Genomic DNA, 21,071 nt, shown 5'->3' with positions numbered 1-21,071 from the left:
GTCAGGCCGCGGCCGGCAGGGCGGTCAGCCCGGCCGCCGCCTCGGCCGCGATCTCGAAGCTGCGCAGGCGCGCGGTGCGGTCGTGGATCTGGCCGGTCAGGATGACCTCGTCGGGGCGGTGGCGATCGACCAGCGCGGCCAGCTGATCCTGGACCTGCGCGCGGTCGCCCGTCGCGGTGATGCGCAGGGCCTGATCGACGGCGCGGCGGGTGGCCGCGCCGATCTCGGCATCGATATCGGCGACCGGGCGGGGCAGCTTGCCCGGCTGGCCCGTCCGCAGCCGCGCGAAGGCCAGCTGCATGGTCGTGCGCAGATAGGCCGCCTGCCCCGGATCGTCGGCGGCAAAGACATTCGCGGCCATGACGGCATAGGGCCTGTCGCCCCAAGGCGACGGCCGGAACCGCTCGCGATAGATCTGCAGCGCCTGTTCCAGATGGTCGGGCGCGAAATGGCTGGCAAAGGCATAGGGCAGGCCCAGATGCGCCGCCAGCTGCGCGCCATAGAGGCTGCTGCCCAGGATCCAGACGGGGACGTTCGTGCCCTCGCCCGGCAGGGCGCGCACAGGCGCCCCGGGGCGTTCGGGACCCAGGTAATCCAGCAGCTCGACCACGTCCTGGGGAAAGCTGTCGGCCATGGGATCGCGCCGCAGCGCGCGGATCACCGCGCCGTCGCCGCCGGGCGCGCGGCCCAACCCCAGATCGATGCGGTCGGGAAAGGCGGTGGCCAAGGTTCCGAAGGCTTCGGCCACGGTCAGGGGCGCGTGGTTGGGCAGCATGATGCCCCCCGCGCCCACACGGATCGTACGGGTCGCCTGCGCGACCAGCCCGATCAGCACCGCCGTCGCCGCGCTGGCGATGCCCGGCATGTTGTGATGTTCGGCCAGCCAGAAGCGGCGATAGCCCCAGCCCTCGGCATGGCGGGCCAGTTCGATCGTGTTGCGGATGGCGTCAGCTGCGGTGCTGCCCTCGGGGACCGGGGACAGATCGAGAAGCGAATAGGGAAGAGGCTGTGTCATGAGACATGATCTAGGATGCGCATCGTGCAATGCAATGGCGCGCATCCCGTCCGGGGCGGTTTTCTCAGCCCGCCATGCGCCGCAGATAGGTCCAGGTGGGCACGCGCGCGCCCCGCGCGACCGACCAGCTTTCCGCATCGCCCAGATAGACGAAGCCGCAATTGGTCAGCACCCGGGCGGAACCCGGATTGTCCTGGAAGGCCTCGGCGAAAAGCGTGCGCGAGCCATGCGGATTGGCCGCGACCAGCGCCGCCACCGCCTCGGTCGCAAAGCCCGTGTTCCAGAACCCCGCACCGATCCAGAAGCCCAGCTCGGATCGCGCATCCTCCATCCGGGTCAGCGAGACGACGCCCAGCAGCTCGGCCAGTTTGTGGTCGCTGCCGTCGATGGCCCAGACATCCTCGGCCCGGTCGGCGGCCAAGGCCCGCGCGACGAAGCTGTCCGATGCGCCCGGCGGCAGCGGATGCGGGATGGCGCGCGTGCCCTCGGCCACGCGTCGATCGGCGGTGTAATGGGCGATCATCCCGGCATCGGACCGCCGCAGCGGCCTCAGCGTGAAACGGTCGGTGCGAATGACAGGCTGGGACAGCGCCCCTGCCGCGGCGGCGTCCAGGTCGTCCAAACGACTACCCTCCCTCATCGGTGCAGACATCACCATGCTTCCTCCCCAGGAAACCTTGCAAAATATGACGATCAAACGGCTTGGGGGACCGGCTCTCGCCGATCCCCCCTTAGCAGCGAAACATTACGCTGTGGTTACTCGGCCGCTTCCAGCGTGGCGGGGATCACCGAAATGAAGGTGCGACCCTTCAGACCCTTCTTGAAGGTCACGTGACCGTCGGTCAGCGCGAACAGGGTGTGATCCTTGCCCATGCCGACATTGGTGCCCGGCCACCAGGTGGTGCCGCGCTGACGCACGATGATGTTGCCCGCGATGGCGGCCTGGCCGCCGAACAGCTTGACGCCGAGACGGCGGCCGGCGCTGTCGCGACCGTTGCGGGAGGAACCGCCTGCTTTCTTATGTGCCATGGGTCGTTCTCCTTAGGCTTCAGCGGCGTCTTTGGCCGGTTTCGTGGCTTTGGCCGGGGCTTCGGTCGCCTCGACCTTGGTGCGGGCGCCGGTGGCGGCCTTGACGCCGGTCTTGTCCGCGCCGGTCTCCAGCACGTCGGTGACGCGCAGCAGCGTCAGCTGCTGGCGGTGACCGCGGGTCCGCTGCGAGCTGTGCTTGCGGCGGCGCTTGACATAGGTGATGACCTTGTCGGCCTTGATCTGGTCGATCACCTCGGCCTGCACGCAGGCGCCCGCGACCAGGGGGGCGCCCAGGGTGCCGCCAACCATCAGCACGTCGTTGAACTGGACAGTCTCGCCAGCCGCGGCATTCAGCTTTTCGACGCGCAGGACGTCGCCTGCCTGCACCTTGTACTGCTTGCCGCCAGTTTTCAGAACCGCGAACATCGTCTCTTCCTTCGTCAACCGCGTCCTTCGGCTTCGACCCCCGGGCAAAGATCGCCGGGGCCGAGATTTCCGGGGTGGACCCCGCCTTCGGACAGCGCACCCGTCAAAGGGTGTCATGAATAAAAATCGCCGGCCAAGGGCGGATGCCCTGCCGGTGCGCGTCATCTGGCCCATCGGCGGGCCAAAGTCAACCCCGCACAATCGCCCGATCTTGGGGAACCGCCCCGGTCCGGCGCGGCTTGATCATGGCCCAAGGACAGGACCGGTCGCCCCCATGCAACGCTTTTCATGCCCCCATTGCGGGACGCGTGCCTATTTCCACAATCTGATCTGCAACTGCGGCGAGGCGCTGGTCTATGACCCCGAACGGATGGAGATGGTCGCGGACGCCCCCCGCTGCCTGAACCGCGACAGCATCTTTTGCAACTGGACCGCGCCCGCCGCGGGGCGGCTCTGCCGGTCCTGCGCCATGTCCGAGGTCGTCCCCATCCTGCATGTGGGCGAGAACGAGCGCCTGCTGGCCAGCGCCGAACGCGCCAAGCGGTGGGTCCTGGCGAACCTGGCCAAATGGGGCTGGTTCACCGAGGCCGATCCCGGCCGCCGCCCCCGCTTTCTGATGCTCTCCGAGGATACCGGCAACGGGTCGCGCACCCAGCAGATCACGATGGGCCATGCCCATGGCGAGATCACCATCAACGTCACCGAGGCCGACGAGCTGATCCGCCTGAAGCGCCAGCTGAAGCTGGGCGAGCAGTACCGATCCATGGTCGGCCATTTCCGTCACGAGCTGGCGCATTTCCTGTTCGACCGGCTGGCCGTGGCGCCCGATTTCCTGACCGCCTTCCGCGCCACCTTCGGGGATGAGCGCGCCGATTACGGCCAGGCCCTGCAGCGCCATTACGAAAACCCCCGCGATCCGGGCGAGGATTACATCACCGGATACGCCACCGCCCATCCGCATGAGGACTGGGCCGAGACGGTCGCCCATCTGCTGCACTTGACCGACGTGACCGACAGCTTCTGCAGCACCCATCTGGCGATGCCGGGCGTGCCGCCGGATTACCACGCCTATGCCGAGGACGACCCCCATCGCCTGCTGTCCATCGCGGCCGAGATCACCATCGCGGTCAATGACATCAACCGCGCGCTGGACAATTCCGACCTCTATCCCTTCGTGCTGACCATGCCGGTGCGCGACAAGATCGCCTTTGCCCATGGCTGGCTGAAGAACCACCGCGCCCGCGGCGCCTGAGGCGTCAGGACGCGGCGCGTTCCTCCAAGGCCAGCCATTCCTCCTCGGCATCGGCCAGCGCCGCTTGGCGTTCCGACAAGGCCAGGCTGGCCTTTTCGAACTTGGCGGGGGCGGTGGTGAACAGGTCCGGGTCGGACATGAATTCCGACAGCTTGGCGATCTCGGCCTCCAGCTTGGCGATGATGCCGGGCAACGCCTCCAGCCGGTGGCGTTCGGTGAAGCTCAGCCCGTCGCGCGCGGGCTTCGGCTTGTCGGCCACGGGCGCGGATTTCGCCGCGGCCACCGGCTCCTCGGGCGGGGTCTCGCCGCGTTGGGCCTGATAATCGCTCCAGCCGCCGGCATAGACGGTGGCGCGGCCATCGCCCTCCATCGCCACGGTCGTGTCGGCCACGCGGTCGATGAAGTCGCGGTCGTGGCTGACCAGCAGCACCGTGCCGTCATATTCGCCCAGCAGATCCTGCAGCAGGTCCAGCGTCTCGACGTCCAGATCGTTGGTCGGTTCGTCCATCACCAGCAGGTTCGAGGGCCGCGCCATCAGCCGCGCCAGCAGCAGACGCGCCTTTTCGCCGCCCGACAGGCTGCGCACCGGCGCGCGGGCCTGACCGTCATCAAAGAGGAAATCCTTCAGATAGGCCACGACATGCTTGGGCGTGCCCCGCACCATCACCTGATCGGCGCGGCCCGACACCCGCATCTCCGGATCGCCGGTCAGCGATTCCCACAGCGTCTGGTCGGGGTTCAGCGCGGCGCGGGCCTGGTCGAAGACCGCGACCTCCAGATTGGTGCCCAAGGTGACGGTGCCTTGGTCGGGCGCGATCTCGCCGGTCAGCATCTTGATCAGCGTGGTCTTGCCCGCGCCATTGGGGCCGACGAATGCGATGCGGTCGCCGCGCTGGATGCGCAGGTCGAAGGGCCGCAGGATGACCTTGTCGCCGAAGGCCTTGGAAATCCCGGTGGCCTCGACCACCTTCTTGCCGCTGGTCGGGCCGCTGTCGAAGGCCATCGCGGCGGTGCCCTGACGGCGGATCTGGCTGCTGCGTTCGGCCCGCAGCGCGGCCAGCGCGCGAACACGGCCCTGGTTGCGCTTGCGGCGGGCGCTGATGCCCTCGACCGCCCATCGGGCCTCGGCCTTGATCTTGCGGTCCAGCTTGTGGCGGGCATCGTCCTCGGCGGCCCAGGTGGCCTCGCGCCAATCCTCGAAACCCTCGAAGCCGCGTTCCTGGCGGCGGACCTGGCTGCGGTCGATCCACAGCGTCGCCTTGGTCAGGCGGCGCAGAAAGGCGCGGTCATGGCTGATCAGCACAAAGCCCGCGCGGGTCTGGGACAGATGCTCCTCCAGCCAGCCGATCGCCTGGATGTCCAGATGGTTGGTCGGCTCGTCCAGCAGCATCAGCTCGGGCGCGCGGGCCAGCAGGCGGGCCAGGGCGGCGCGGCGACGCTCGCCGCCCGATGCGGTGTCCACGGGGCGGTCGGGGTCGAATTTCAGCCCCTCGGCGGCCATGTCGACCAGGTAATCCTCGCCCGGCTCCAGCCCGTCGCGGGCGAATTCGCCCAAGGTGGCGAAGCCGGACAGATCCGGGTCCTGCTCCATGTAGCCGGTCGATACGCCCGCCGACAGGACCACGTCGCCCCGGTCGGGTTCGACCAGGCCGCCCATGACCTTCATCAGGGTAGACTTGCCCGACCCGTTGCGCCCCACCAGCGCGACGCGGTCGCCCTGCTGGACGTTGAGGGACAGGCCGTCGAAGACGGGATCGCCGCCATAGGTCAGCGAGATGTCGGAGAGTTGCAAAAGGGGTGCGCGTGCCATGCCCGCGCCCTAGCGCGCGGCGCGCGGCGGGTCAATGCAGCCTGCGACCCGATGATGCTTGACAGGAATAGTAGGAAAAGCCAAACAGCCCGCATAACCTTACCAAAGGAGTCAACATGCGCCCCCTGATCCTGGCCTCCCTGATGACCGCCACCGCCCTGCCCGCCCTGGCGCAGGAGGTGAACGTCTATTCCCACCGCCAGCCGGAGCTGATCCAGCCGCTGATCGACGCCTTCACGGCGGAAACCGGCATCCGCGTGAACCTGGCCTTCGTCGATCAGGGCATGGTCGAGCGGCTGGAGGCCGAGGGCGCCCGGTCGCCGGCCGATGTGGTGCTGACCGTGGACGTGGCCCGGCTTGGCCAGCTGAAGGATGCGGGCGTGCTGCAGGCGGTCGAGAACGACGCCTTCGACGTGATCCCCGCCGAGCTGCGCGACGACGAGAACATGTGGTTCGGCCTGACCACCCGCGCGCGCATCCTCTATGCCCACAAGGACCGCGTCGCCGATGGCGAGGTGACCACCTACGAGGATCTGGCCGACGAGAAATGGCGCGGCCGCATCTGCACCCGCACCTTCACCAACGATTACAACGTCGCGCTGACCGCCGCCTATCTGGCCCATCACGGCGAGGAGGAGACCGTCGCCTGGCTGGAGGGCGTCAAGGCGAACCTGGCCAAGCGCCCCGAAGGCAATGACCGCGCGCAGGTCCGGTCCATCTGGGCGGGCGAATGCGATGTCAGCCTGGGCAACACCTATTACATGGGCCAGATGGTCGCCGATCCCGAACAGCGGGAATGGGCGGATGCGGTGCGCATCGAATTCCCGACCTTCGAGGATGGCGGCACGCATGTGAACGTCTCGGGGATGGCGATGACCGCATCCTCGCCCAACCAGGAACAGGCGCTGGCGCTGATGGAATTCCTGGTCAGCGACGAGGCGCAGCGCATCTATGCCGAGACGAACCACGAATTCCCCGTGGTCGAGGGCGTGGACCGGTCCGAGCTGGTCGCCAGCTGGGGCGATTTCACCGCCGACGACCTGGGCCTGTCCGAGATCTCGGACCTGCGCCCGCAGGCGCTGGACCTGATCGAGCGGGTGAATTTCGACGGCTGATCCCCGTCGCCCCCGACATCCCGAAAAACGAAGGCGCAAGCGGGGCTTGCGCCTTTTTCATGACTGTCGCACAACCTTCGGCGAACCCGGCAGGAGCGTGGCATGGCTCAGAAGATCATCATCGACACCGATCCCGGCCAGGACGACGCCGTGGCCATCCTGCTGGCCCTGGCCTCGCCCGAGATCGAGGTGCTGGGCATCGTCGCCGTGGCCGGCAACGTGCCCCTGGCCCTGACCCAGCTGAACGCGCGCAAGGTGGTCGAGCTGTCGGGCCGCGAGGTGCCGGTCTTTGCGGGCTGCGACCGGCCCTTGGACCGCGACCTGGTCACGGCGGAACATGTCCATGGCAAGACCGGCCTGGACGGGATCGAGCTGCCGGACCCCCGCCTGCCGCTGCAGGACCGCCACGGGGTCGATTTCATCATCGACACCCTGCGCGCCGAACCCGCGGGCAGCATCACGCTGGTGCCCATCGGGCCGCTGACCAACATCGCCCTGGCCTTCCGCCGCGCCCCCGACATCATCGACCGCGTCCAGCGCATCGTGCTGATGGGTGGCGCCTATTTCGAGGTGGGCAACATCACCCCCGCCGCCGAATTCAACATCTTCGTCGATCCCGAGGCCGCGGCCGAGGTCTTTGCCGCGGGCGTGCCCTTGGTCGTCATGCCGCTGGACGTGACCCACAAGGCGCTGACCAGCCGGGACTGGGTGGACCAGATGCGCGCCCTGCCCGGCCGCTGCGGCCCCGCGGTGGCGGGCTGGACGGATTTCTTCGAACGCTTCGACACGGCCAAATACGGCAGCGAGGGCGCGCCGCTGCACGATCCCTGCACCATCGCCTGGCTGCTGGACCCGGACCTGTTCCAAGGCCGCCAGATCAATGTCGAGATCGAGACGCAGGGCCGCTGGACCACCGGCATGACGGTCGCCGACTGGTGGCGGGTCAGCGACCGCCCCGCCAATGCGCTGTTCATCAAGGATGTGGATCGCGACCGGCTATTCACCCTGATCCGCGACCGGATCGCCACCCTGGGCTGATCCCGCGCCATCGGGCAGGGGCACCGCCCCGTCGCCATCGCCCACGCGCTGGTCGACCGCCTCGATCAGCCTGTCGGTCACGTCGATCGCGTCCAGCGAGACAAACACCGTGCGCCGGTCCAGCACCGCCACCGCGCCCCGGTCATCCATCACCTGCCCCATCACCGGCAGCGCGGCGCGGAAGAACGCGGCGCGGTCGGCCTCGGCCCAGGCATTCAGCTCCTGCACGGCCTGGGCGCGCTCGCGACGGATCTCGGTCGCGCGGATGTCGAAATTCTCGGCCATGCGGCGAAATTCATTGGCCGAAAGCGTCGGGCGCACCTCGGTCAGCCGCGCCTCCTCGGCCGACAGCATCTGGGTCAGACGCTCGTTCTCCTCGGCGATCAGGTCGCCCTCGGCCTCCAGCCGGGACTGGGCGCGCAGCCCCCAGGCCGAATTGAGATAGAGCATGTCCTGATCCACCGTCAGGATCGGCACGGTCTGGACCTGATCGGCGGGCGCGGGGATCGTGCCCGCCGGGATGTCGGCGGGCATGGGGGCGATCCGGGGCGGCGGGATCTCGGCCGGTTCGGCCGGCCCCGGATCGGCGCCGGGATCCACCTGGGCCGCGGCGGGCGCGGCCAGCAGCAGCGCCAGCAGGACGACGCCCGCCCCCCGCATCAGAAGTTGGTCTGGATCGTCAGGTCGAAGTTCTGCACCTCGTCCGCGTCCTGCTTGCGCAGCGCGCGCGAGAAGTTGAACCGCAGCGGCCCGATGGGCGTCGTCCAGAAGATCGAGGCCCCGACCGATGCGCGCACATACATATCGTCATCGACCAGCACCCCGTTGGTGCCCACCCGCTGATCCAGACCCCAGAGCGAGCCGACATCCGCGAACAGACCGCCCGAGATGCCATATTCCTCGGGCAGGCCGATGGGGAACTGCGCCTCGGTCCGCGCCGCCCAGAAATAGTTGCCGCCGAGCGCGTCCTCGTTCCCGGCCTCCAGATCGCGCGGGCCATAGCCGTTGGGACGGAAGCCGCGGATGCGGTTGCCGGTGCGGTAACGGTCCAGGATCCAGGTCGAATAATCGCCATAGGTATAGATCGCCCCGGCCTCCAGCTCGGCCCGCAGGGTCACGTCGTCGCGCCAGGCGGTGCTTTCCACCCCGGCCAGCGCCGTGGTGGCGATGGTCTTGGTGTCGCCCCCCGCGCCCGCGAAATCCTGCGAGAAGCGGAACCGATAGGCGGTCAGCGGGTCCAGCCCGGTGCGCCGCGAATCCCAGTTGTAGGTATAGCCCAGGGCCGAGGTCAGGCGCGTGCCCTCCTCGTCGATCAGCAGCTGCGAGCTGTCATCGGTGACGCCGCTCAGCCGGTCCTCGGACAGGCGATAGCGCAGCTCCAGCCGGCCATTGGCGGAAACCGGGAATTCCAGCGAGGGCTGCACCTGGATCTGGCGGGTGTCGTAATCGGAGTTCAGCCCCTCGGTCTTGACGTAATTCGCCCCGAAGCCAAGCCGCAGGTCGCGGCCCAGAAAGAACGGCTCGACGAAGTTGATCCCGGCGGCGCGGTCGTCGGTGCCGGTGCTCAGCTGCAGGCCCAGGATCTGGCCGCGGCCCAGGAAGTTCTGCTCGGTCAGGCCCAGGTTGAAGCCGATCCCCGAATTGACCCCGTAGCTGGCGCCGAGCGACAGCGAGCCGGTGGGCTGTTCCTCGACGCTGACGCCGACGATGACCTGGTCGGGGCCGCTGCCCTGCCGCGTCTCGACCTGCGCATCGGCGAAATAGCCCAAGGCACGCACCCGTTCGGCGGAATTGCGGATCTCGCGCGGGTTGAAGGGGTCGCCCTCGACCGTGGTGAACTGGCGGCGGATCACCTGGTCCAGCGTGGTCGTGTTGCCCTCGATGTCGATGCGTTCGACGAAGATGCGTTCGCCCCGGGTCAGCGCGAAGGTCAGGTCCAGCGTCTGGTTCTGCGGGTTGCGGGTGATGCGCGGTTCGATATTGACGAAGTTCAGCCCCTGCTGGATCGCCACCGTCTCCATCCGGCGGATCGAGGTGTCGATGACCGAAGGGTTGTAGACCGCGCCGCGGCGCACCCGGCTCTGTTCCGCAAAGGCGGATGCGTCGACGCCCGGGATCTCGGACACGGTGTCGACCCGGCCGAAGCGGTAGCGCGGGCCTTCCTGGATGTTGAAGGTAATGAAGAACGCGTCGCGTTCGCGCGCGATCTCGGGGGCGATGCCCTGCACGCGGAAATCGGCGTAACCCTGCGAGCGGTAGAAATCCGTCAGCAGCTGTTCGTCCAGCGGGATGCGTTCGGGCGCGAAGGTGTCGCGCCGGATGAAGGTGCGCAGAAGGCCCGCCTGCTTGGTCTGCAGGACGTTGCGCAGCCGGCGGTCGGAAAAGGCGCGGTTGCCGGTGAAGCTGATGCGCTCGATCTCGGTCACTGCGCCTTCGCGGATCTCGAAGACCAGATCGACGCGGTTGTTCGCCCGGCGGATGATGCGCGGATCGACCCGCGCGGCCAGCCGCCCCTCCGAGGCATAGGCCTGGGCGATGGTCTGGGCGTCCTGCAATGCCTGGGCGGGCTGATAGACGCGGCGCGGCTGGCTGCGCACGATCTCCTGCAGGCGGGCATTGTTCAGGCGGCGGTTGCCCTCGAAGCTGATCTGGTTGACGATCGGGTATTCGCGGACCTGCACGACCAGCGTGCCGCCCTGCGGGACCAGTTCGACGGATTCGAACAGGCCGGAATTCTGCAGGCGCTGCAGCCCGTCATTGATCTGGCCGGGCGACAGGTCCTGGCCCTGCGGCAGGGCCAGCGTGGACAGGATCGCCCCGGTCTCGATCTGCTGGTTGCCCTCGACGCGGATCGCGCTGAAGACGACGGCCGCCGCGGGGGACGGCATCATCCCCGCCGGCATCGCGACCGCCAGCGAGGTCATCAGCGCGATGGCGCCCTTGCCCAGTTTCCGTTTCATCGTCGCCCCTCTTGATTCCGGCCTTCATGCGCCCTGTTGCGGGCTGTCGTTTTGCCTATGGTTCCTAGCGCGGGCGGGGCGCGCCTGTCAAAAGCGCATCGCGCCTCACGGGCAGAAAAGATCGTTGGTCAGGCCGAACACCATCAGCGACAGCACCGCAGCCATGCCGATCGCCGTCAGCACGTTCAGCACCTTGTCCGAGGGCGGGCGGCCGCGCACCGCCTCGTAGGTGTAGAACATCAGATGCCCGCCATCCAGCACCGGAATCGGCAGCAGGTTCAGAAAGCCGATCGCCGCCGACAGGACCGCGATCCACCACAGGAAGTTCGCCCCCCCCGCGCTGGCCGCCTGGCCGGTGCTTTCGGCGATGCTGATCGCGCCGCCCAGGTTGCAGGTGCCGATCTGCCCCGAGATCATCGCCCAGAGCCCGGTGATCGAGGACCAGATGATCCCCCAGGTCTGGCGCGCGCCGATGGCCAGCGCCTCCAGCGGGCCGGCGCTGCGGGTCTGGGGGGTGAAGAAGCTGTCGCCGCCGGTGACCCCGATCAGCCAGCGCTGCTCGAACCCGCCGCCCTGCGCGGGCAGGTCCGACAGGCGCGGGGTCAGCGTCACCTCCAGATCGCCCAGGCCCGGACGCCAGAGGCTGAGCGCCAGGGGCGCGCCCTGGGCGGCCTCCACGGCCTCGCGCATCTGGGTGAAGCGGGTCACGGGCTGGCCGTCGATGGCCAGGACCACGTCGCCCTCGCGCAGGCCGGCTGATGCGGCGGGGCTGCGGGGCGCGACGCCGCCAATCCGGGCGGGCATCGGGTCGGGCCCGGTCACCGTCATGCGGCGCCCGTCGCGTTCGACCTGCCAGTCCTGGCTGGAGGCGACGGGCAGTTCGCCCACCGCGCGGCCCAGATCGCCCCAGGACGCGACCGGCTGGTCGCCGATGGCCAAGATCCGGTCGCCGGGCTGCAATTCGTTGGTGATGGCGGGCGGCGCCTCGCTGATGCGGCCCACGCGTACCTCGTCCAGGGCGATGCCTTGGACCACCGCGAATCCGCCGAAGATCGCGATGGACAGGATGAAGTTGAAGACCGGCCCCGCCAGCAGCGTGGCGAAGCGCGCCCAGAGCGGCGCGCCATGCAGCGTCTGGCGCCGCAGCGCGGGATCGACCCGCCCCCCGGGCCCCGCGCTGGCCGCGTTCTCGTCGCCCAGAAACCGCACATAGCCGCCCAGAGGGACGGCCGCGACCTGCCAGACGGTGCCGCGCCGGTCGGTGCGGGCCAGCAGGCGCGGGCCGAAGCCCACGCTGAACACCTCGGCCCGGATGCCGGACCAGCGGCCGACGATGTAATGGCCGTATTCATGCACAGTGACGATCACCGCCAGCGCGACGAAAAAGGCCAGCAGCGTCCACAGCGTGCTTCCGGTCTGGGCGATCAGGTCCATCATCGGGCGGCCTTTCGTCGGGCGAGCGCGTCCCAGTCAAGGACGGATCGCAGGTCCTGGGGGTCGCGGGAAAATCCGTCCATGCCCGCCAGCGCGGCCAAGGTGGCCTCGACCCGCGGGGCCATGTCGGTGAAGCGGATGCGCCCGGCGATGAAATCGTCCAGCGCCTGTTCCTTGGCGGCGTTGAAGACCGCGCCCGCGGCGCCCCCCGCTTCCATCACCTCGCGCGCAAGGCGCAGGGCGGGCCAGCGGGTCTCGTCCGGGGCGCGGAAGGTCAGGCGACCCAAGGCCGCCAGATCCAGCGCCGGAACGGGCAGCGGACGACGTTCGGGCCAGTTCAGCGCATAGCCGATGGCATGGCGCATGTCCGGCGCGCCCAGATGCGCGATCGAGCCGCCGTCGTGATGGGTCACCATCGCATGGATGATCGATTCGGGATGGACCAACACCTTGATGCGGCGCGCGTCGAGGCCAAAGAACTCCTTGGCCTCGATCACCTCCATCGCCTTGTTGAACATCGAGGCGCTGTCGATGGTGATGCGCTGGCCCATGGCCCAGTTGGGATGGGTCGATGCCTCGGCCACGGTGGCGGCGGCCAGCCGTTCCAGCGGCCAGTCGCGGAAGGCCCCCCCCGACGCGGTGATGGTCACATCCATGACGCTGTCGAGGGTTTCACCCCCAAGCGCCTGAAACAGCGCGGAATGTTCGCTGTCCACCGGCAGGATCCGGGCGCCCGCCCGTTCCGCCGTGCCGCGCAGCAGCGCGCCCGCGCAGACCAGCGATTCCTTGTTGGCCAAGGCCAGGATCGACCCCTGGCCCATCGCCGCCAGCCCCGGCGCCAGCCCGGCCGATCCGACGATGGCCGACAGGACCCAATCGGCGGGCCGGGCGGCGGCATCGACCAGCGCCTGCGTGCCGGCGGCGGCGGCGATGCCCGTCCCCGCCAGCGCGGCGCGCAGATCCTCCAGGCAGTCGTCATGGGCGGTGACGGCGATCTCGGCGCGCAGGTCGCGGGCCATCTGCGCCAGCCGGGCGATGTTGCGCCCCCCGGTCAGGGCGACGGTGTGGAACCGGTCGGGATCGCGCCGGATCAGGTCCACGCCATTGGCGCCCACGGAGCCCGTCGCCCCCAGGATCGAAATGCGTCTCATACGTCAGTTCACCACGGGCAGGCTGGTCAGGACGCCGATCAGCATGGTGGCCAGCACCGCGCCGGTCACTGCGTCAAATCGATCCATGAAGCCGCCATGGCCCGGGATCAGGTTCGAGCTGTCCTTGACGCCCGCGCGGCGCTTCAGCCAGCTTTCGGCGATGTCGCCCAGCTGCCCCGCTAGGCAGACCAGCGGCGAGACCCAGATCAGCGTCGCATCGCCCCGATCCATCGCCCAGAGGATCGCGCCCAGGATGCAGGCGCCGATCCAGCCCGCGACGGTGCCGGACCAGGTCTTCTTGGGGCTGACGGCGGGCCAGAACTTGGGCCCCCCGATCATCCGGCCGAAGAAATATCCCGCCGTGTCCGAGATGATGATGACCCCCATCAGCCACAGCACGAAATTCAGCCCGTAGCTTTCGCGGAAATCCACCAGCCCATAGGCCACCAGCAGGATCGCCGCGCCGAAGATCGCATAGGTCGCCCGGTCCCGCGCCGCCGCCCCCGGCAGGCCCAGCAGGATGGGCAGCGCCAAGGCCGCCCAGGCCCAAGGCAGGCCGGTCAGCGCCACGGCCTGGGACAGGCCCGCGATGGCGGCCAGCGCGATGGGGCGCGACCGTCCGAACAGGGTGACGTGGCGGGCCGGGTTCTTCCAGCCGGTCATCGCCGCCAGTTCCCAGAAGGTCACCGCCGATATCACCGCCATGCCGAGCCGCAGCCAGGCCCCCTCGGCCACGGCCAGCAGCACCCCGATCCCCAGCAGCACGATGGTGGATGCCACGCGCCGCGACAGGTCGGCCCACTTGCCCCCGGTTCTGACGCCGGCGGCCGTCATGCGCCCCCGAAGCGGCGCTCGCGCAGGCCGTAGCGGTCCAGGATGCGGGCCAGGTGATCGGGGGTGAAATCCGGCCACAGGGTCGGCGTGAACTCGTATTCGGAATAGGCCGCCTGCCATGGCAGGAAGTTCGAGGTCCGCGTCTCGCCCGAGGTGCGGATCACCAGGTCGGGATCGGGATGGCCGGCCGTGTCCATGCAGGCGGCCAGATCGGCCTCGGTCGGCGCGGTGATCTCGCCCGCCGCGATCCGTTCGGCCAGCCGGGCCGAGGCGCGCAGCAATTCGTTGCGCCCGCCGTAATTGATGGCCACCGTCAGGTTCAGCCGCGTGTTGCCCGCCGTCCGCGCCTCGATCGAGGCCATCAGGTCCTGCAGCCGCCGGTCCAGCCGCGAGCGTTCGCCGATGAAGCGCATCCGCACCCCTTCGGCGGACATGCCCTCGGCCTCGCGCTGGATATAGCGGCGAAAGATCTTCATCAGGCCCAGGACCTCTTCGGTCGAGCGCTTCCAGTTCTCGGTCGAAAAGGCATAGACGGTCAGCCAGTCCACCCCCAGATCGGGACAGGCAGTGACGATCTGCTTGACGCGCTCGGCCCCGCGACGGTGCCCGACCAGGCGCGGCCAGCCGCGCTCGGCCGCCCAACGGCCATTGCCGTCCATGATGATCGCGACGTGACGCGGGCGCGTCACGCCCCCCGCCGCCACGGCCGTCGATGCCCCCCGAGCCCATACCATGATCGGATCAGACCTGCATGATTTCGGCCTGCCTGGCCGTCAGCGCCTCGTCAACCGATGCGATCATGCGGTCGGTCAGGGACTGGATCTCGGTTTCCCAGAACTTCTGGTCGTCCTCGGGCATGCCGGCGGTCTTGCCCTTCTTCACCTGGTCCATGCCGTCGCGGCGCACGTTGCGGATCGAGACGCGCGCGCTTTCGGCATATTGGGCGGCGACCTTGGTCAGCTCGCGGCGGCGTTCCTCGTTCAGCTCGGGGATGGGCAGCATGATGATGGTGCCGTTCAGCTGCGGATTGATCCCCAGCCCGGATTCGCGCAGGGCCTTTTCGACCTTGCCGACCATGGCCTTGTCCCAGATGTTGATGGTGACCATGCGCGGTTCGGGGACGTTGACGGTGCCCAGCTGGTTGATGGGGGTCATCTGGCCATAGGCCTCGACCTGGACCGGGTCGATCATCGAGGCCGAGGCCCGCCCGGTGCGCAGGCTGGCGAATTCGCCGCGCAGGCTGTCCATCGCCCCCTTCATGCGCCGTTCCAGATCGTCGATGTCGATTTCGATGTCCTCAGCCATGTCGGACTGCCTCTGCTTTGAATTTTTTCCGCTTGTAACCGCAACGCCCCGGATTGGCAAAGCCTTTGCCGGGGCGGTCCGATCAGGACGCGTCGCGGTCGCGCCCGGTTCCCTCGGCCCGCGACAGGCGCTCCTCGATCTGGGCCAGGCGCGACAGGACCTCGTCGCGATAGGCCTCGGTGGCTGCGTTCTCCTCCTCCTGATGGGCCTCCTGCATGGAGTTCACGATGAGACCCACGACCAGGTTCATCACCGCGAAGGTGGTCATCAGGATGAAGGGCACGAAGAACAGCCAGGCCAGGGGAAAGACCTCCATCACCGGGCGCACGATGCCCATGGACCAGCTTTCCAAGGTCATGATCTGAAACAGCGAATAGGCCGAATTGCCCATGTCGCCGAACCATTCCGGGAAGGCCCCCGCGAAGAGCTTCGTCGCCATTACCGCGAAAATGTAGAAAATGATACCCATCAGCAGAAAGACTGAGGCCATGCCCGGCAGCGCGGACAGGAATCCCTCGACCACGCGGCGCAGCCGCGGCGTGACCGACACGATGCGCAGCAGCCGCAGGATGCGCAGCGCGCGCAGAACCGACAGGCCTTGGGTCGCCGGCATCAGCGCGATCCCCACGATCACGAAGTCGAAGACGTTCCAGCCGTCGCGGAAGAATCGCCCCCCGCGCGCGAACAGCTTCATCCCGATCTCGATCACGAAGATCGACAGGCAGGCCGCGTCCAGAAACAGGATCAGCGGCCCCGCCGCGGCCATGACCGTGACGGATGTCTCCAGCCCCAGGATGATCGCGTTGAACAGGATGACGGCGGTGATGAAGCCCTGGGCGCGCGGGCCGTGGATCAGTGCGTCGATCCGGGCGCGCAGCGACATGTCAGTTGTGGACACGCGTATAGGTCCCCCGCCCTTCCAGGATCGACCGGAAGCCCCCCGGCGCGTCCAGCGAGAACACGATGATCGGCAGCTTGTTGTCGCGGGCCAGCGCGATGGCGGATGCGTCCATCACGCCCAGATGCTTCTGCAGCACCTCGTCATAGCTGACATCGCCGTATCGCTTGGCATCGGCATGCTTGACCGGGTCCTTGTCATAGACGCCATCGACCTTGGTGCCCTTGAAGATCGCCTCGCAGTTCATCTCGGAGGCGCGCAGCGTGGCCGCGGTATCGGTGGTGAAATAGGGGTTCCCGGTGCCCGCGGCAAAGATCACGATGCGCTTCTTTTCCAAGTGGCGGATGGCGCGGCGGCGGATATAGGGCTCGCAGACCTCGTCCATGCGGATGGCGCTGATGACGCGGCAATGCAGGCCCTTGGCCTCCAGCGCGGATTGCATGGCCAGGGCGTTCATGACGGTGGCCAGCATGCCCATGTAATCGGCGGTGGTGCGTTCCATCCCCTGCGCGCTGCCCTGCAGCCCGCGAAAGATGTTGCCGCCGCCGATCACCATGCAGACCTCGACGCCCATGGCCTGGACGGCCTCGACCTCATTGGCGATGCGGGTCACGGTGGGCGGATGCAGGCCGTAGCCCTGGTCGCCCATCAGCGCCTCGCCCGAGATCTTCAGCATCACGCGGCCATATTGCTTCGGTGTCTCGGTGGTCATGGGGGGCTCCTGTCGCCGGTCGCTTTTCTCGGGGCGCTAAATGTCGCAAAAGGGCAGCCGGATCAACTGCCGGATGGACGATGCGCGACCCTGACCTGACACAGATCGATCCGGCGCGCCACCTGGTGATCGCGGGTCCGACCGCCAGCGGCAAGTCGGCGCTGGCCCTGGCGGTCGCGCGGGCCCAAGGTGGGCTGATCGTGAATGCCGATGCGCTGCAGATCTGGTCCTGCTGGCGGGTGCTGACGGCGCGGCCCGATGCGGCGGATCTGGCGGCCGCGCCACACGCGCTCTATGGCCATGTGGCGCCGGGGCGTGCCTATTCCGTGGGCGACTGGCTGCGCGAGGTGGCGGGCCTGCCGGGGCGGCTGATCGTCGTGGGGGGCACGGGCCTCTATCTGACGGCGCTGACGCGGGGGCTGGCGGCGATCCCGCCCGTGCCCGACGCGGTGCGGGCGCGGGCCGATGCGATTCTGGCCGAACCGCAGGGGCTGGCGCGGCTGGTCGGCGATCTGGATGCGCCAAGCCGGGCGCGGATCGATCTGCGGAACCCCGCCCGCGTCCAGCGCGCATGGGAGGTGCTGACCGCCACCGGGCGCGGCATCGCCGATTGGCAGGCCCGGACCCCGCCGCCCCTGCTGTCGCCCGACCGGGTGCAGGGGCTGGTCGTCACCGCCGATCGCGACTGGCTGGCCGACCGCATCGCCCGGCGCTTCCATGCCATGCTGGACCAGGGCGCGCTGGAGGAGGCCCGCGCCGCCCTGCCCGCATGGGACCCCGCCGCGCAATGGGCCCGCGCCATCGGCGCGCCGGAACTGATCGCCCATCTGCAGGGCCGCATGACCCTGCCCGAGGCGACCGAGCGCGCCGTCATCGCCTCGTGCCAGTACGCGAAGTCGCAGCGGATCTGGTTCCGCAACCGCATGCCCGACTGGCAGCTGTGGCCCGTCGGCCACGACTGAGGCCTCGCGCGCCCGAAATGCGAAACCCGACAGCCGTTCATTGAGTTTTCACCCATATCGGCGATAATTTGCCGATGCGCGATTGGGGAAGGCGGGCTGGCATCATGTCGCTATGGGAACGCTCTGGTTGGACTGGCGGATTTCCGTTCACGCCCTCGGGGCTGGGCCTGTCCGATCCCGCCCGCACTGGGGCCCGATCAGGCCAGGGCGACCGCGTCCCGGTAACGGCGGCGCGGGTGCCCGATGCGGGCCCCGCCCGCGTTCAGGCCCGGCCCGTCGCCAGCTATGGCCGGATCGTGATGCCCGATGCGCTGGCCGTGCGCGTGGCGCCCGCCTCGCGCCGCTTCGCGCCCCGCAAGGCCAGCCTGCGCCTGCTGCCGCTGGAGGCGTTCAGCTGGGGCACCGGCCGGGGCCCCGTCCATCCCCGCACCCGCCCCGACCACACGCTGATCTGGGTGACCCAAGGCCGCGTCCGCCTGGATTTCCCGCGCAGCGGCGCGCTGCTGGACGCCGACGACGTCCGCTTCATCCCCGCCGGAACCGCCTTTGCCAGCCGCTCGCAGCCGGGGGCCTTGGGCCATGTGCTGCTGCTGTCGCCGGAACTGGCCGTCGATCTGGACCCGGCCCTGCCCTGTCGGGTGACGGCGGGCTGCGCGGGCCATGGGGCGGCGGCGCTGATGTCCTGCCTGCAGGGTCTGGTCGATGAGGCCGCGCGCGCCCCCGACTGCAAGGCGCTGACCTGCCATCTGAACCTGCTGGCCCTGCGCCTGTCGCGGCTGGATCCGGAACGTGGGGCAATGCCGGGCCAGCCCCATGCCGGCCCCGACCGCCCGCTAGTAGACCGCTTCCTGGCCTTGGCCGCCATCCAGATCGGCGCGCCCCGCACCCTGGCCGAACTGGCCCAGGACCTGGGCACGACGCTGACCCTGCTGGACCGCGCCTGCCTTGAGGCGCGGGGCAAGCGCGCCATCGACCTGCTGCACGAGCTGCGCCTGGAACGCGCGGCCGAGATGCTGCGCCATACCGACCGCCCCGCGGCGCGCATCGCCCAGGATCTGGGCTATGCCAGCCACACCCATTTCACGCGATCCTTCGTGGCCGCCACCGGCCGTACGCCCGAGGCCTATCGCCAGCAGATGCAGTAAGGACCCCATGGCAGGGGGGTCCGGGGGGCGCAGCTCCCCCCGGCCGTCGCGGGACGCAATCACTCCGCGTCGGGCGCGCCCAGGACGTCGCGGCCGCGGAACCCGGTCGCCACCACGAATTTCTCCGAGGAATCGCTGCGGCTGGCCGGGGGCTTCACATTCGCGACCTTGGTGAAGTTGCGCTTCAGCATGGCCTGCATCTCGACCTCGGCGCCGCCGGCCAGAACCTTGGCGACGAAGGTGCCGCCCGGCTCCAGGACGTCGAAGGCCAGCTGCGCCGCCGCCTCGACCAGCGCCACGATCCGGATATGGTCGGTGCCCTTGTGCCCCGAGGACGAGGCCGCCATGTCCGACATCACCACATCGGCCGGCCCGCCCAGCCATTCCTTGACCTTGTCATCCGCGCCTTCGGACAGGAAATCCAGCACATGGATCTCGGCCCCGGCGATGGGGTCGACCTCCTGCAGGTCCAGGCCCAGAACGCGCCCGACCTTCTTGCCCGATTTCTCGCCCAAGGCGTTCACGCGGGCCACGGCCACCTGGCACCAGCCGCCGGGCGCGCAGCCCAGATCGACGACCCGCGCGCCCGGCACCAGAAAGCGGTACTTGTCGTCCAGCTCGATGATCTTGTAGGCCGCGCGCCCGCGAAAGCCCTCGCGCTTGGCGCGGGCGACATAGGGGTCGTTCAGCTGCCGCTCCAGCCACAGCTTCGAGGACATCTTGCGGCCCTTGGCGGTCTTGACCCGCACCTTCAGGTCGCGCGTGCCGCGGCCGCTGGTCTTGCCGGCCCGGCTGGTGGGTTGTTTCGTCATCAGGCCACTCCGTTCAGTCCTTCGGGCGTCAGCACCCCATCGCGCACCATCTGGGCATAAAGCAACCCCTCGCGCAGGCCGCGATCCGCGACTGACAGCTTGCTGGTGGGCCAGACCCGCATCAGCGTCTGCAGGATCGCCGCACCCGACATGATCAGCGCATGGCGCTCGCGCCCGATGCGCGGATCGCTGCGCCGCCCCTCGGGGCCCAGCTGCAGATAGGAATGGATCACCCGGTCGATCTGGTCGCTGGTCATCTCCAGCCCGTCGACCTTGGTCCGGTCATAGCGGCGCAGGCCCAGGAAACTGGCCGCCACGGTCGTCACGGTCCCTGAGGTGCCGATGATCTGGAACCCCTCATCGGGCGATCCGTCCGCATAGGGGGTGAAATTCGCCAAGGCCTCCTCGAAGAACCAGGACATCAGCGCAAAGCGACCCTGATCATCCTCGACATCCGCGAACTGGTCGCGCAGCGTGGCCACGCCCAGGGGCACGCTGATCCAGTCGACGACCCGCGCGCCCCCCGGCTGCGGGTTCCCGAAGCCATCCGACAGGCGCATGATCGCGCGCGGACGCTCCTTGGGCTCGACATCCTCCAGGTCGATCCAGACCAGCTCGGTCGACCCGCCACCGATATCGACGACCATCAGGGTCTCTGTCTTCTGGCTGACCAGCGGGGCGCAGCTGATGACGGCCAGGCGGGCCTCCTCCTCGGCGCCGATGATCTCGATGGGCAGGCCGGTCTCGCGGCGGATGGTGCGCATGAAATCGCGGCTGTTGCGGGCCCGGCGGCAGGCCTCGGTCGCGACCAGGCGCATGTTGCGGACCTTGTGCTGGTCCAGCTTGCGCTTGCAGACCTGCAGCGCATGCACCGTCCGGGCCATCGAGCTGCGCGACAGCCGGCCAGACGCCTCCAGCCCCTGGCCAAGCTGAACCGGCTTGGAGAAGCTGTCTATGACCTGGAACTGACTGCCCGTCGGACGGGCGATCAGCATCCGGCACGAATTGGTCCCCAGGTCCAAGGCAGCGTAAAGCGCCCCTTCACCGGGTTGTCGGGTGCCCGACGGCTCGACCGTATTTCTCGGGAACGCGTCCGCACCCGCAGGACGCTTGGGCGTCATGACACACGCCCTCCGATGACTTGTTGATCAAAAGGTAACCTGCCGCGTGCCG

At 68.8% G+C, this 21,071-nt stretch carries 21 protein-coding genes; 5 read left to right on the top strand and 16 right to left on the bottom strand.

Translation table 11 applies throughout. The features are described from left to right. Nucleotide 1 precedes the first annotated feature (1 nt). The 4 genes from JHW48_RS07475 to rplU form a co-directional block, all read right to left on the bottom strand. Nucleotides 2-1,015, bottom strand: coding sequence for an LLM class flavin-dependent oxidoreductase (locus tag JHW48_RS07475; protein ID WP_119884918.1), 1,014 nt, complete (start codon nucleotides 1,013-1,015; stop codon nucleotides 2-4). A 64-nt stretch (nucleotides 1,016-1,079) separates the two neighbouring features. Then, the gene (locus JHW48_RS07470; RefSeq protein ID WP_119884917.1) at nucleotides 1,080-1,655 is read right to left on the bottom strand and encodes a GNAT family N-acetyltransferase; all 576 of its coding nucleotides are present in this window, start codon (nucleotides 1,653-1,655) and stop codon (nucleotides 1,080-1,082) included. 116 nt (nucleotides 1,656-1,771) lie between these two features. Next, nucleotides 1,772-2,044, bottom strand: a complete 273-nt coding sequence (gene rpmA / locus JHW48_RS07465) for a 50S ribosomal protein L27 (RefSeq protein WP_119884916.1) — start codon at nucleotides 2,042-2,044, stop codon at nucleotides 1,772-1,774. 12 nt (nucleotides 2,045-2,056) lie between these two features. Beyond that, nucleotides 2,057-2,470, bottom strand: a complete 414-nt coding sequence (gene rplU, locus JHW48_RS07460) for a 50S ribosomal protein L21 (protein WP_119884915.1) — start codon at nucleotides 2,468-2,470, stop codon at nucleotides 2,057-2,059. Between the two features lie 274 nt (nucleotides 2,471-2,744). Between rplU and JHW48_RS07455 the strand changes: the two genes are divergently transcribed. After that, nucleotides 2,745-3,722: a zinc-binding metallopeptidase family protein gene (locus JHW48_RS07455; protein ID WP_119884914.1), complete on the top strand. Its 978-nt coding sequence runs from the start codon at nucleotides 2,745-2,747 to the stop codon at nucleotides 3,720-3,722. A gap of 4 nt (nucleotides 3,723-3,726) precedes the next feature. On the opposite strand, the gene JHW48_RS07450 is transcribed toward JHW48_RS07455, so the two are convergent. Beyond that, on the bottom strand, nucleotides 3,727-5,532 hold the full coding sequence (locus tag JHW48_RS07450; protein ID WP_119884913.1) for an ABC-F family ATP-binding cassette domain-containing protein: 1,806 nt from the start codon (nucleotides 5,530-5,532) through the stop codon (nucleotides 3,727-3,729). Nucleotides 5,533-5,648: 116 nt separating this feature from the next. Here JHW48_RS07450 and JHW48_RS07445 point away from each other — a divergent pair, with 116 nt between their 5' ends. After that, nucleotides 5,649-6,647: a Fe(3+) ABC transporter substrate-binding protein gene (locus JHW48_RS07445; RefSeq protein ID WP_119884912.1), complete on the top strand. Its 999-nt coding sequence runs from the start codon at nucleotides 5,649-5,651 to the stop codon at nucleotides 6,645-6,647. A 102-nt stretch (nucleotides 6,648-6,749) separates the two neighbouring features. Then, nucleotides 6,750-7,685 carry a nucleoside hydrolase gene (locus JHW48_RS07440; protein ID WP_119884911.1) on the top strand — a complete coding sequence of 312 codons (936 nt, stop codon included), beginning with the start codon at nucleotides 6,750-6,752 and terminating at the stop codon, nucleotides 7,683-7,685. On the opposite strand, the gene JHW48_RS07435 is transcribed toward JHW48_RS07440, so the two are convergent. From JHW48_RS07435 to pyrH, 9 genes are all read right to left on the bottom strand, one after another. Then, nucleotides 7,644-8,345: an OmpH/Skp family outer membrane protein gene (locus tag JHW48_RS07435; protein WP_119884910.1), complete on the bottom strand. Its 702-nt coding sequence runs from the start codon at nucleotides 8,343-8,345 to the stop codon at nucleotides 7,644-7,646. The genes JHW48_RS07440 and JHW48_RS07435 overlap by 42 nt on opposite strands. Then, on the bottom strand, nucleotides 8,345-10,645 hold the full coding sequence (gene bamA / locus JHW48_RS07430) for an outer membrane protein assembly factor BamA (protein WP_119884909.1): 2,301 nt from the start codon (nucleotides 10,643-10,645) through the stop codon (nucleotides 8,345-8,347). Before bamA ends, JHW48_RS07435 begins: the two co-directional genes overlap by 1 nt. 105 nt (nucleotides 10,646-10,750) lie before the next feature. Continuing rightward, a complete protein-coding gene (rseP, locus tag JHW48_RS07425) occupies nucleotides 10,751-12,082 on the bottom strand; it encodes an RIP metalloprotease RseP (RefSeq protein WP_419182406.1) in 1,332 nt (443 codons plus the stop codon). Further along, nucleotides 12,079-13,230, bottom strand: coding sequence for a 1-deoxy-D-xylulose-5-phosphate reductoisomerase (gene dxr, locus JHW48_RS07420; protein ID WP_119884908.1), 1,152 nt, complete (start codon nucleotides 13,228-13,230; stop codon nucleotides 12,079-12,081). Before dxr ends, rseP begins: the two co-directional genes overlap by 4 nt. A 3-nt stretch (nucleotides 13,231-13,233) precedes the next feature. After that, entirely contained in the window at nucleotides 13,234-14,064 is an 831-nt protein-coding gene (locus tag JHW48_RS07415; protein WP_119884907.1) for a phosphatidate cytidylyltransferase, read from the bottom strand. Then, nucleotides 14,061-14,798 (bottom strand): polyprenyl diphosphate synthase, encoded by a 738-nt coding sequence (gene uppS, locus JHW48_RS07410; protein WP_119884906.1) that lies wholly within the window; start codon nucleotides 14,796-14,798, stop codon nucleotides 14,061-14,063. The genes JHW48_RS07415 and uppS overlap by 4 nt, the downstream gene beginning before the upstream one ends. Nucleotides 14,799-14,805: 7 nt before the next feature. Further along, nucleotides 14,806-15,369, bottom strand: a complete 564-nt coding sequence (gene frr, locus JHW48_RS07405; protein ID WP_119884905.1) for a ribosome recycling factor — start codon at nucleotides 15,367-15,369, stop codon at nucleotides 14,806-14,808. Nucleotides 15,370-15,451: 82 nt separating this feature from the next. After that, the gene (locus JHW48_RS07400; RefSeq protein ID WP_119884904.1) at nucleotides 15,452-16,252 is read right to left on the bottom strand and encodes an ion transporter; all 801 of its coding nucleotides are present in this window, start codon (nucleotides 16,250-16,252) and stop codon (nucleotides 15,452-15,454) included. A gap of 1 nt (nucleotide 16,253) precedes the next feature. Beyond that, on the bottom strand, nucleotides 16,254-16,979 hold the full coding sequence (gene pyrH / locus JHW48_RS07395) for a UMP kinase (RefSeq protein WP_119884903.1): 726 nt from the start codon (nucleotides 16,977-16,979) through the stop codon (nucleotides 16,254-16,256). A gap of 80 nt (nucleotides 16,980-17,059) precedes the next feature. On the opposite strand from pyrH, the gene miaA reads away from it, so the two are divergent. Together miaA and JHW48_RS07385 are read left to right on the top strand one after the other, a co-directional pair. After that, nucleotides 17,060-17,941, top strand: a complete 882-nt coding sequence (miaA, locus tag JHW48_RS07390) for a tRNA (adenosine(37)-N6)-dimethylallyltransferase MiaA (RefSeq protein WP_119884902.1) — start codon at nucleotides 17,060-17,062, stop codon at nucleotides 17,939-17,941. 104 nt (nucleotides 17,942-18,045) lie between these two features. Beyond that, nucleotides 18,046-19,086, top strand: coding sequence for a helix-turn-helix domain-containing protein (locus tag JHW48_RS07385; protein WP_147388043.1), 1,041 nt, complete (start codon nucleotides 18,046-18,048; stop codon nucleotides 19,084-19,086). 59 nt (nucleotides 19,087-19,145) lie between these two features. Here JHW48_RS07385 and JHW48_RS07380 read toward each other — a convergent pair whose 3' ends face one another. Continuing rightward, nucleotides 19,146-19,898: an RlmE family RNA methyltransferase gene (locus JHW48_RS07380; protein WP_119884900.1), complete on the bottom strand. Its 753-nt coding sequence runs from the start codon at nucleotides 19,896-19,898 to the stop codon at nucleotides 19,146-19,148. After that, entirely contained in the window at nucleotides 19,898-21,019 is a 1,122-nt protein-coding gene (locus JHW48_RS07375) for a Ppx/GppA phosphatase family protein (RefSeq protein WP_119884899.1), read from the bottom strand. Before JHW48_RS07375 ends, JHW48_RS07380 begins: the two co-directional genes overlap by 1 nt. Nucleotides 21,020-21,071: the final 52 nt, after the last annotated feature.

It is taken from the genome of Paracoccus aestuarii (assembly GCF_028553885.1).
Taxonomy (GTDB): Bacteria; Pseudomonadota; Alphaproteobacteria; order Rhodobacterales; family Rhodobacteraceae; genus Paracoccus; species Paracoccus aestuarii.
This window is presented reverse-complemented; position numbering and strand designations above follow the sequence as displayed.

Bases quoted from the DNA above. Each gene is read 5' to 3' on its own strand.
- JHW48_RS07475 (WP_119884918.1), bottom strand. From the start codon at position 1,015: ATGACACAGCCTCTTCCCTATTCGCTTCTCGATCTGTCCCCGGTCCCC.
- JHW48_RS07470 (WP_119884917.1), bottom strand. From the start codon at position 1,655: ATGAGGGAGGGTAGTCGTTTGGACGACCTGGACGCCGCCGCGGCAGGG.
- rpmA (WP_119884916.1), bottom strand. From the start codon at position 2,044: ATGGCACATAAGAAAGCAGGCGGTTCCTCCCGCAACGGTCGCGACAGC.
- rplU (WP_119884915.1), bottom strand. From the start codon at position 2,470: ATGTTCGCGGTTCTGAAAACTGGCGGCAAGCAGTACAAGGTGCAGGCA.
- JHW48_RS07455 (WP_119884914.1), top strand. From the start codon at position 2,745: ATGCAACGCTTTTCATGCCCCCATTGCGGGACGCGTGCCTATTTCCAC.
- JHW48_RS07450 (WP_119884913.1), bottom strand. From the start codon at position 5,532: ATGGCACGCGCACCCCTTTTGCAACTCTCCGACATCTCGCTGACCTAT.
- JHW48_RS07445 (WP_119884912.1), top strand. From the start codon at position 5,649: ATGCGCCCCCTGATCCTGGCCTCCCTGATGACCGCCACCGCCCTGCCC.
- JHW48_RS07440 (WP_119884911.1), top strand. From the start codon at position 6,750: ATGGCTCAGAAGATCATCATCGACACCGATCCCGGCCAGGACGACGCC.
- JHW48_RS07435 (WP_119884910.1), bottom strand. From the start codon at position 8,345: ATGCGGGGGGCGGGCGTCGTCCTGCTGGCGCTGCTGCTGGCCGCGCCC.
- bamA (WP_119884909.1), bottom strand. From the start codon at position 10,645: ATGAAACGGAAACTGGGCAAGGGCGCCATCGCGCTGATGACCTCGCTG.
- rseP (WP_419182406.1), bottom strand. From the start codon at position 12,082: ATGATGGACCTGATCGCCCAGACCGGAAGCACGCTGTGGACGCTGCTG.
- dxr (WP_119884908.1), bottom strand. From the start codon at position 13,230: ATGAGACGCATTTCGATCCTGGGGGCGACGGGCTCCGTGGGCGCCAAT.
- JHW48_RS07415 (WP_119884907.1), bottom strand. From the start codon at position 14,064: ATGACGGCCGCCGGCGTCAGAACCGGGGGCAAGTGGGCCGACCTGTCG.
- uppS (WP_119884906.1), bottom strand. From the start codon at position 14,798: ATGGTATGGGCTCGGGGGGCATCGACGGCCGTGGCGGCGGGGGGCGTG.
- frr (WP_119884905.1), bottom strand. From the start codon at position 15,369: ATGGCTGAGGACATCGAAATCGACATCGACGATCTGGAACGGCGCATG.
- JHW48_RS07400 (WP_119884904.1), bottom strand. From the start codon at position 16,252: ATGTCGCTGCGCGCCCGGATCGACGCACTGATCCACGGCCCGCGCGCC.
- pyrH (WP_119884903.1), bottom strand. From the start codon at position 16,979: ATGACCACCGAGACACCGAAGCAATATGGCCGCGTGATGCTGAAGATC.
- miaA (WP_119884902.1), top strand. From the start codon at position 17,060: ATGCGCGACCCTGACCTGACACAGATCGATCCGGCGCGCCACCTGGTG.
- JHW48_RS07385 (WP_147388043.1), top strand. From the start codon at position 18,046: ATGTCGCTATGGGAACGCTCTGGTTGGACTGGCGGATTTCCGTTCACG.
- JHW48_RS07380 (WP_119884900.1), bottom strand. From the start codon at position 19,898: ATGACGAAACAACCCACCAGCCGGGCCGGCAAGACCAGCGGCCGCGGC.
- JHW48_RS07375 (WP_119884899.1), bottom strand. From the start codon at position 21,019: ATGACGCCCAAGCGTCCTGCGGGTGCGGACGCGTTCCCGAGAAATACG.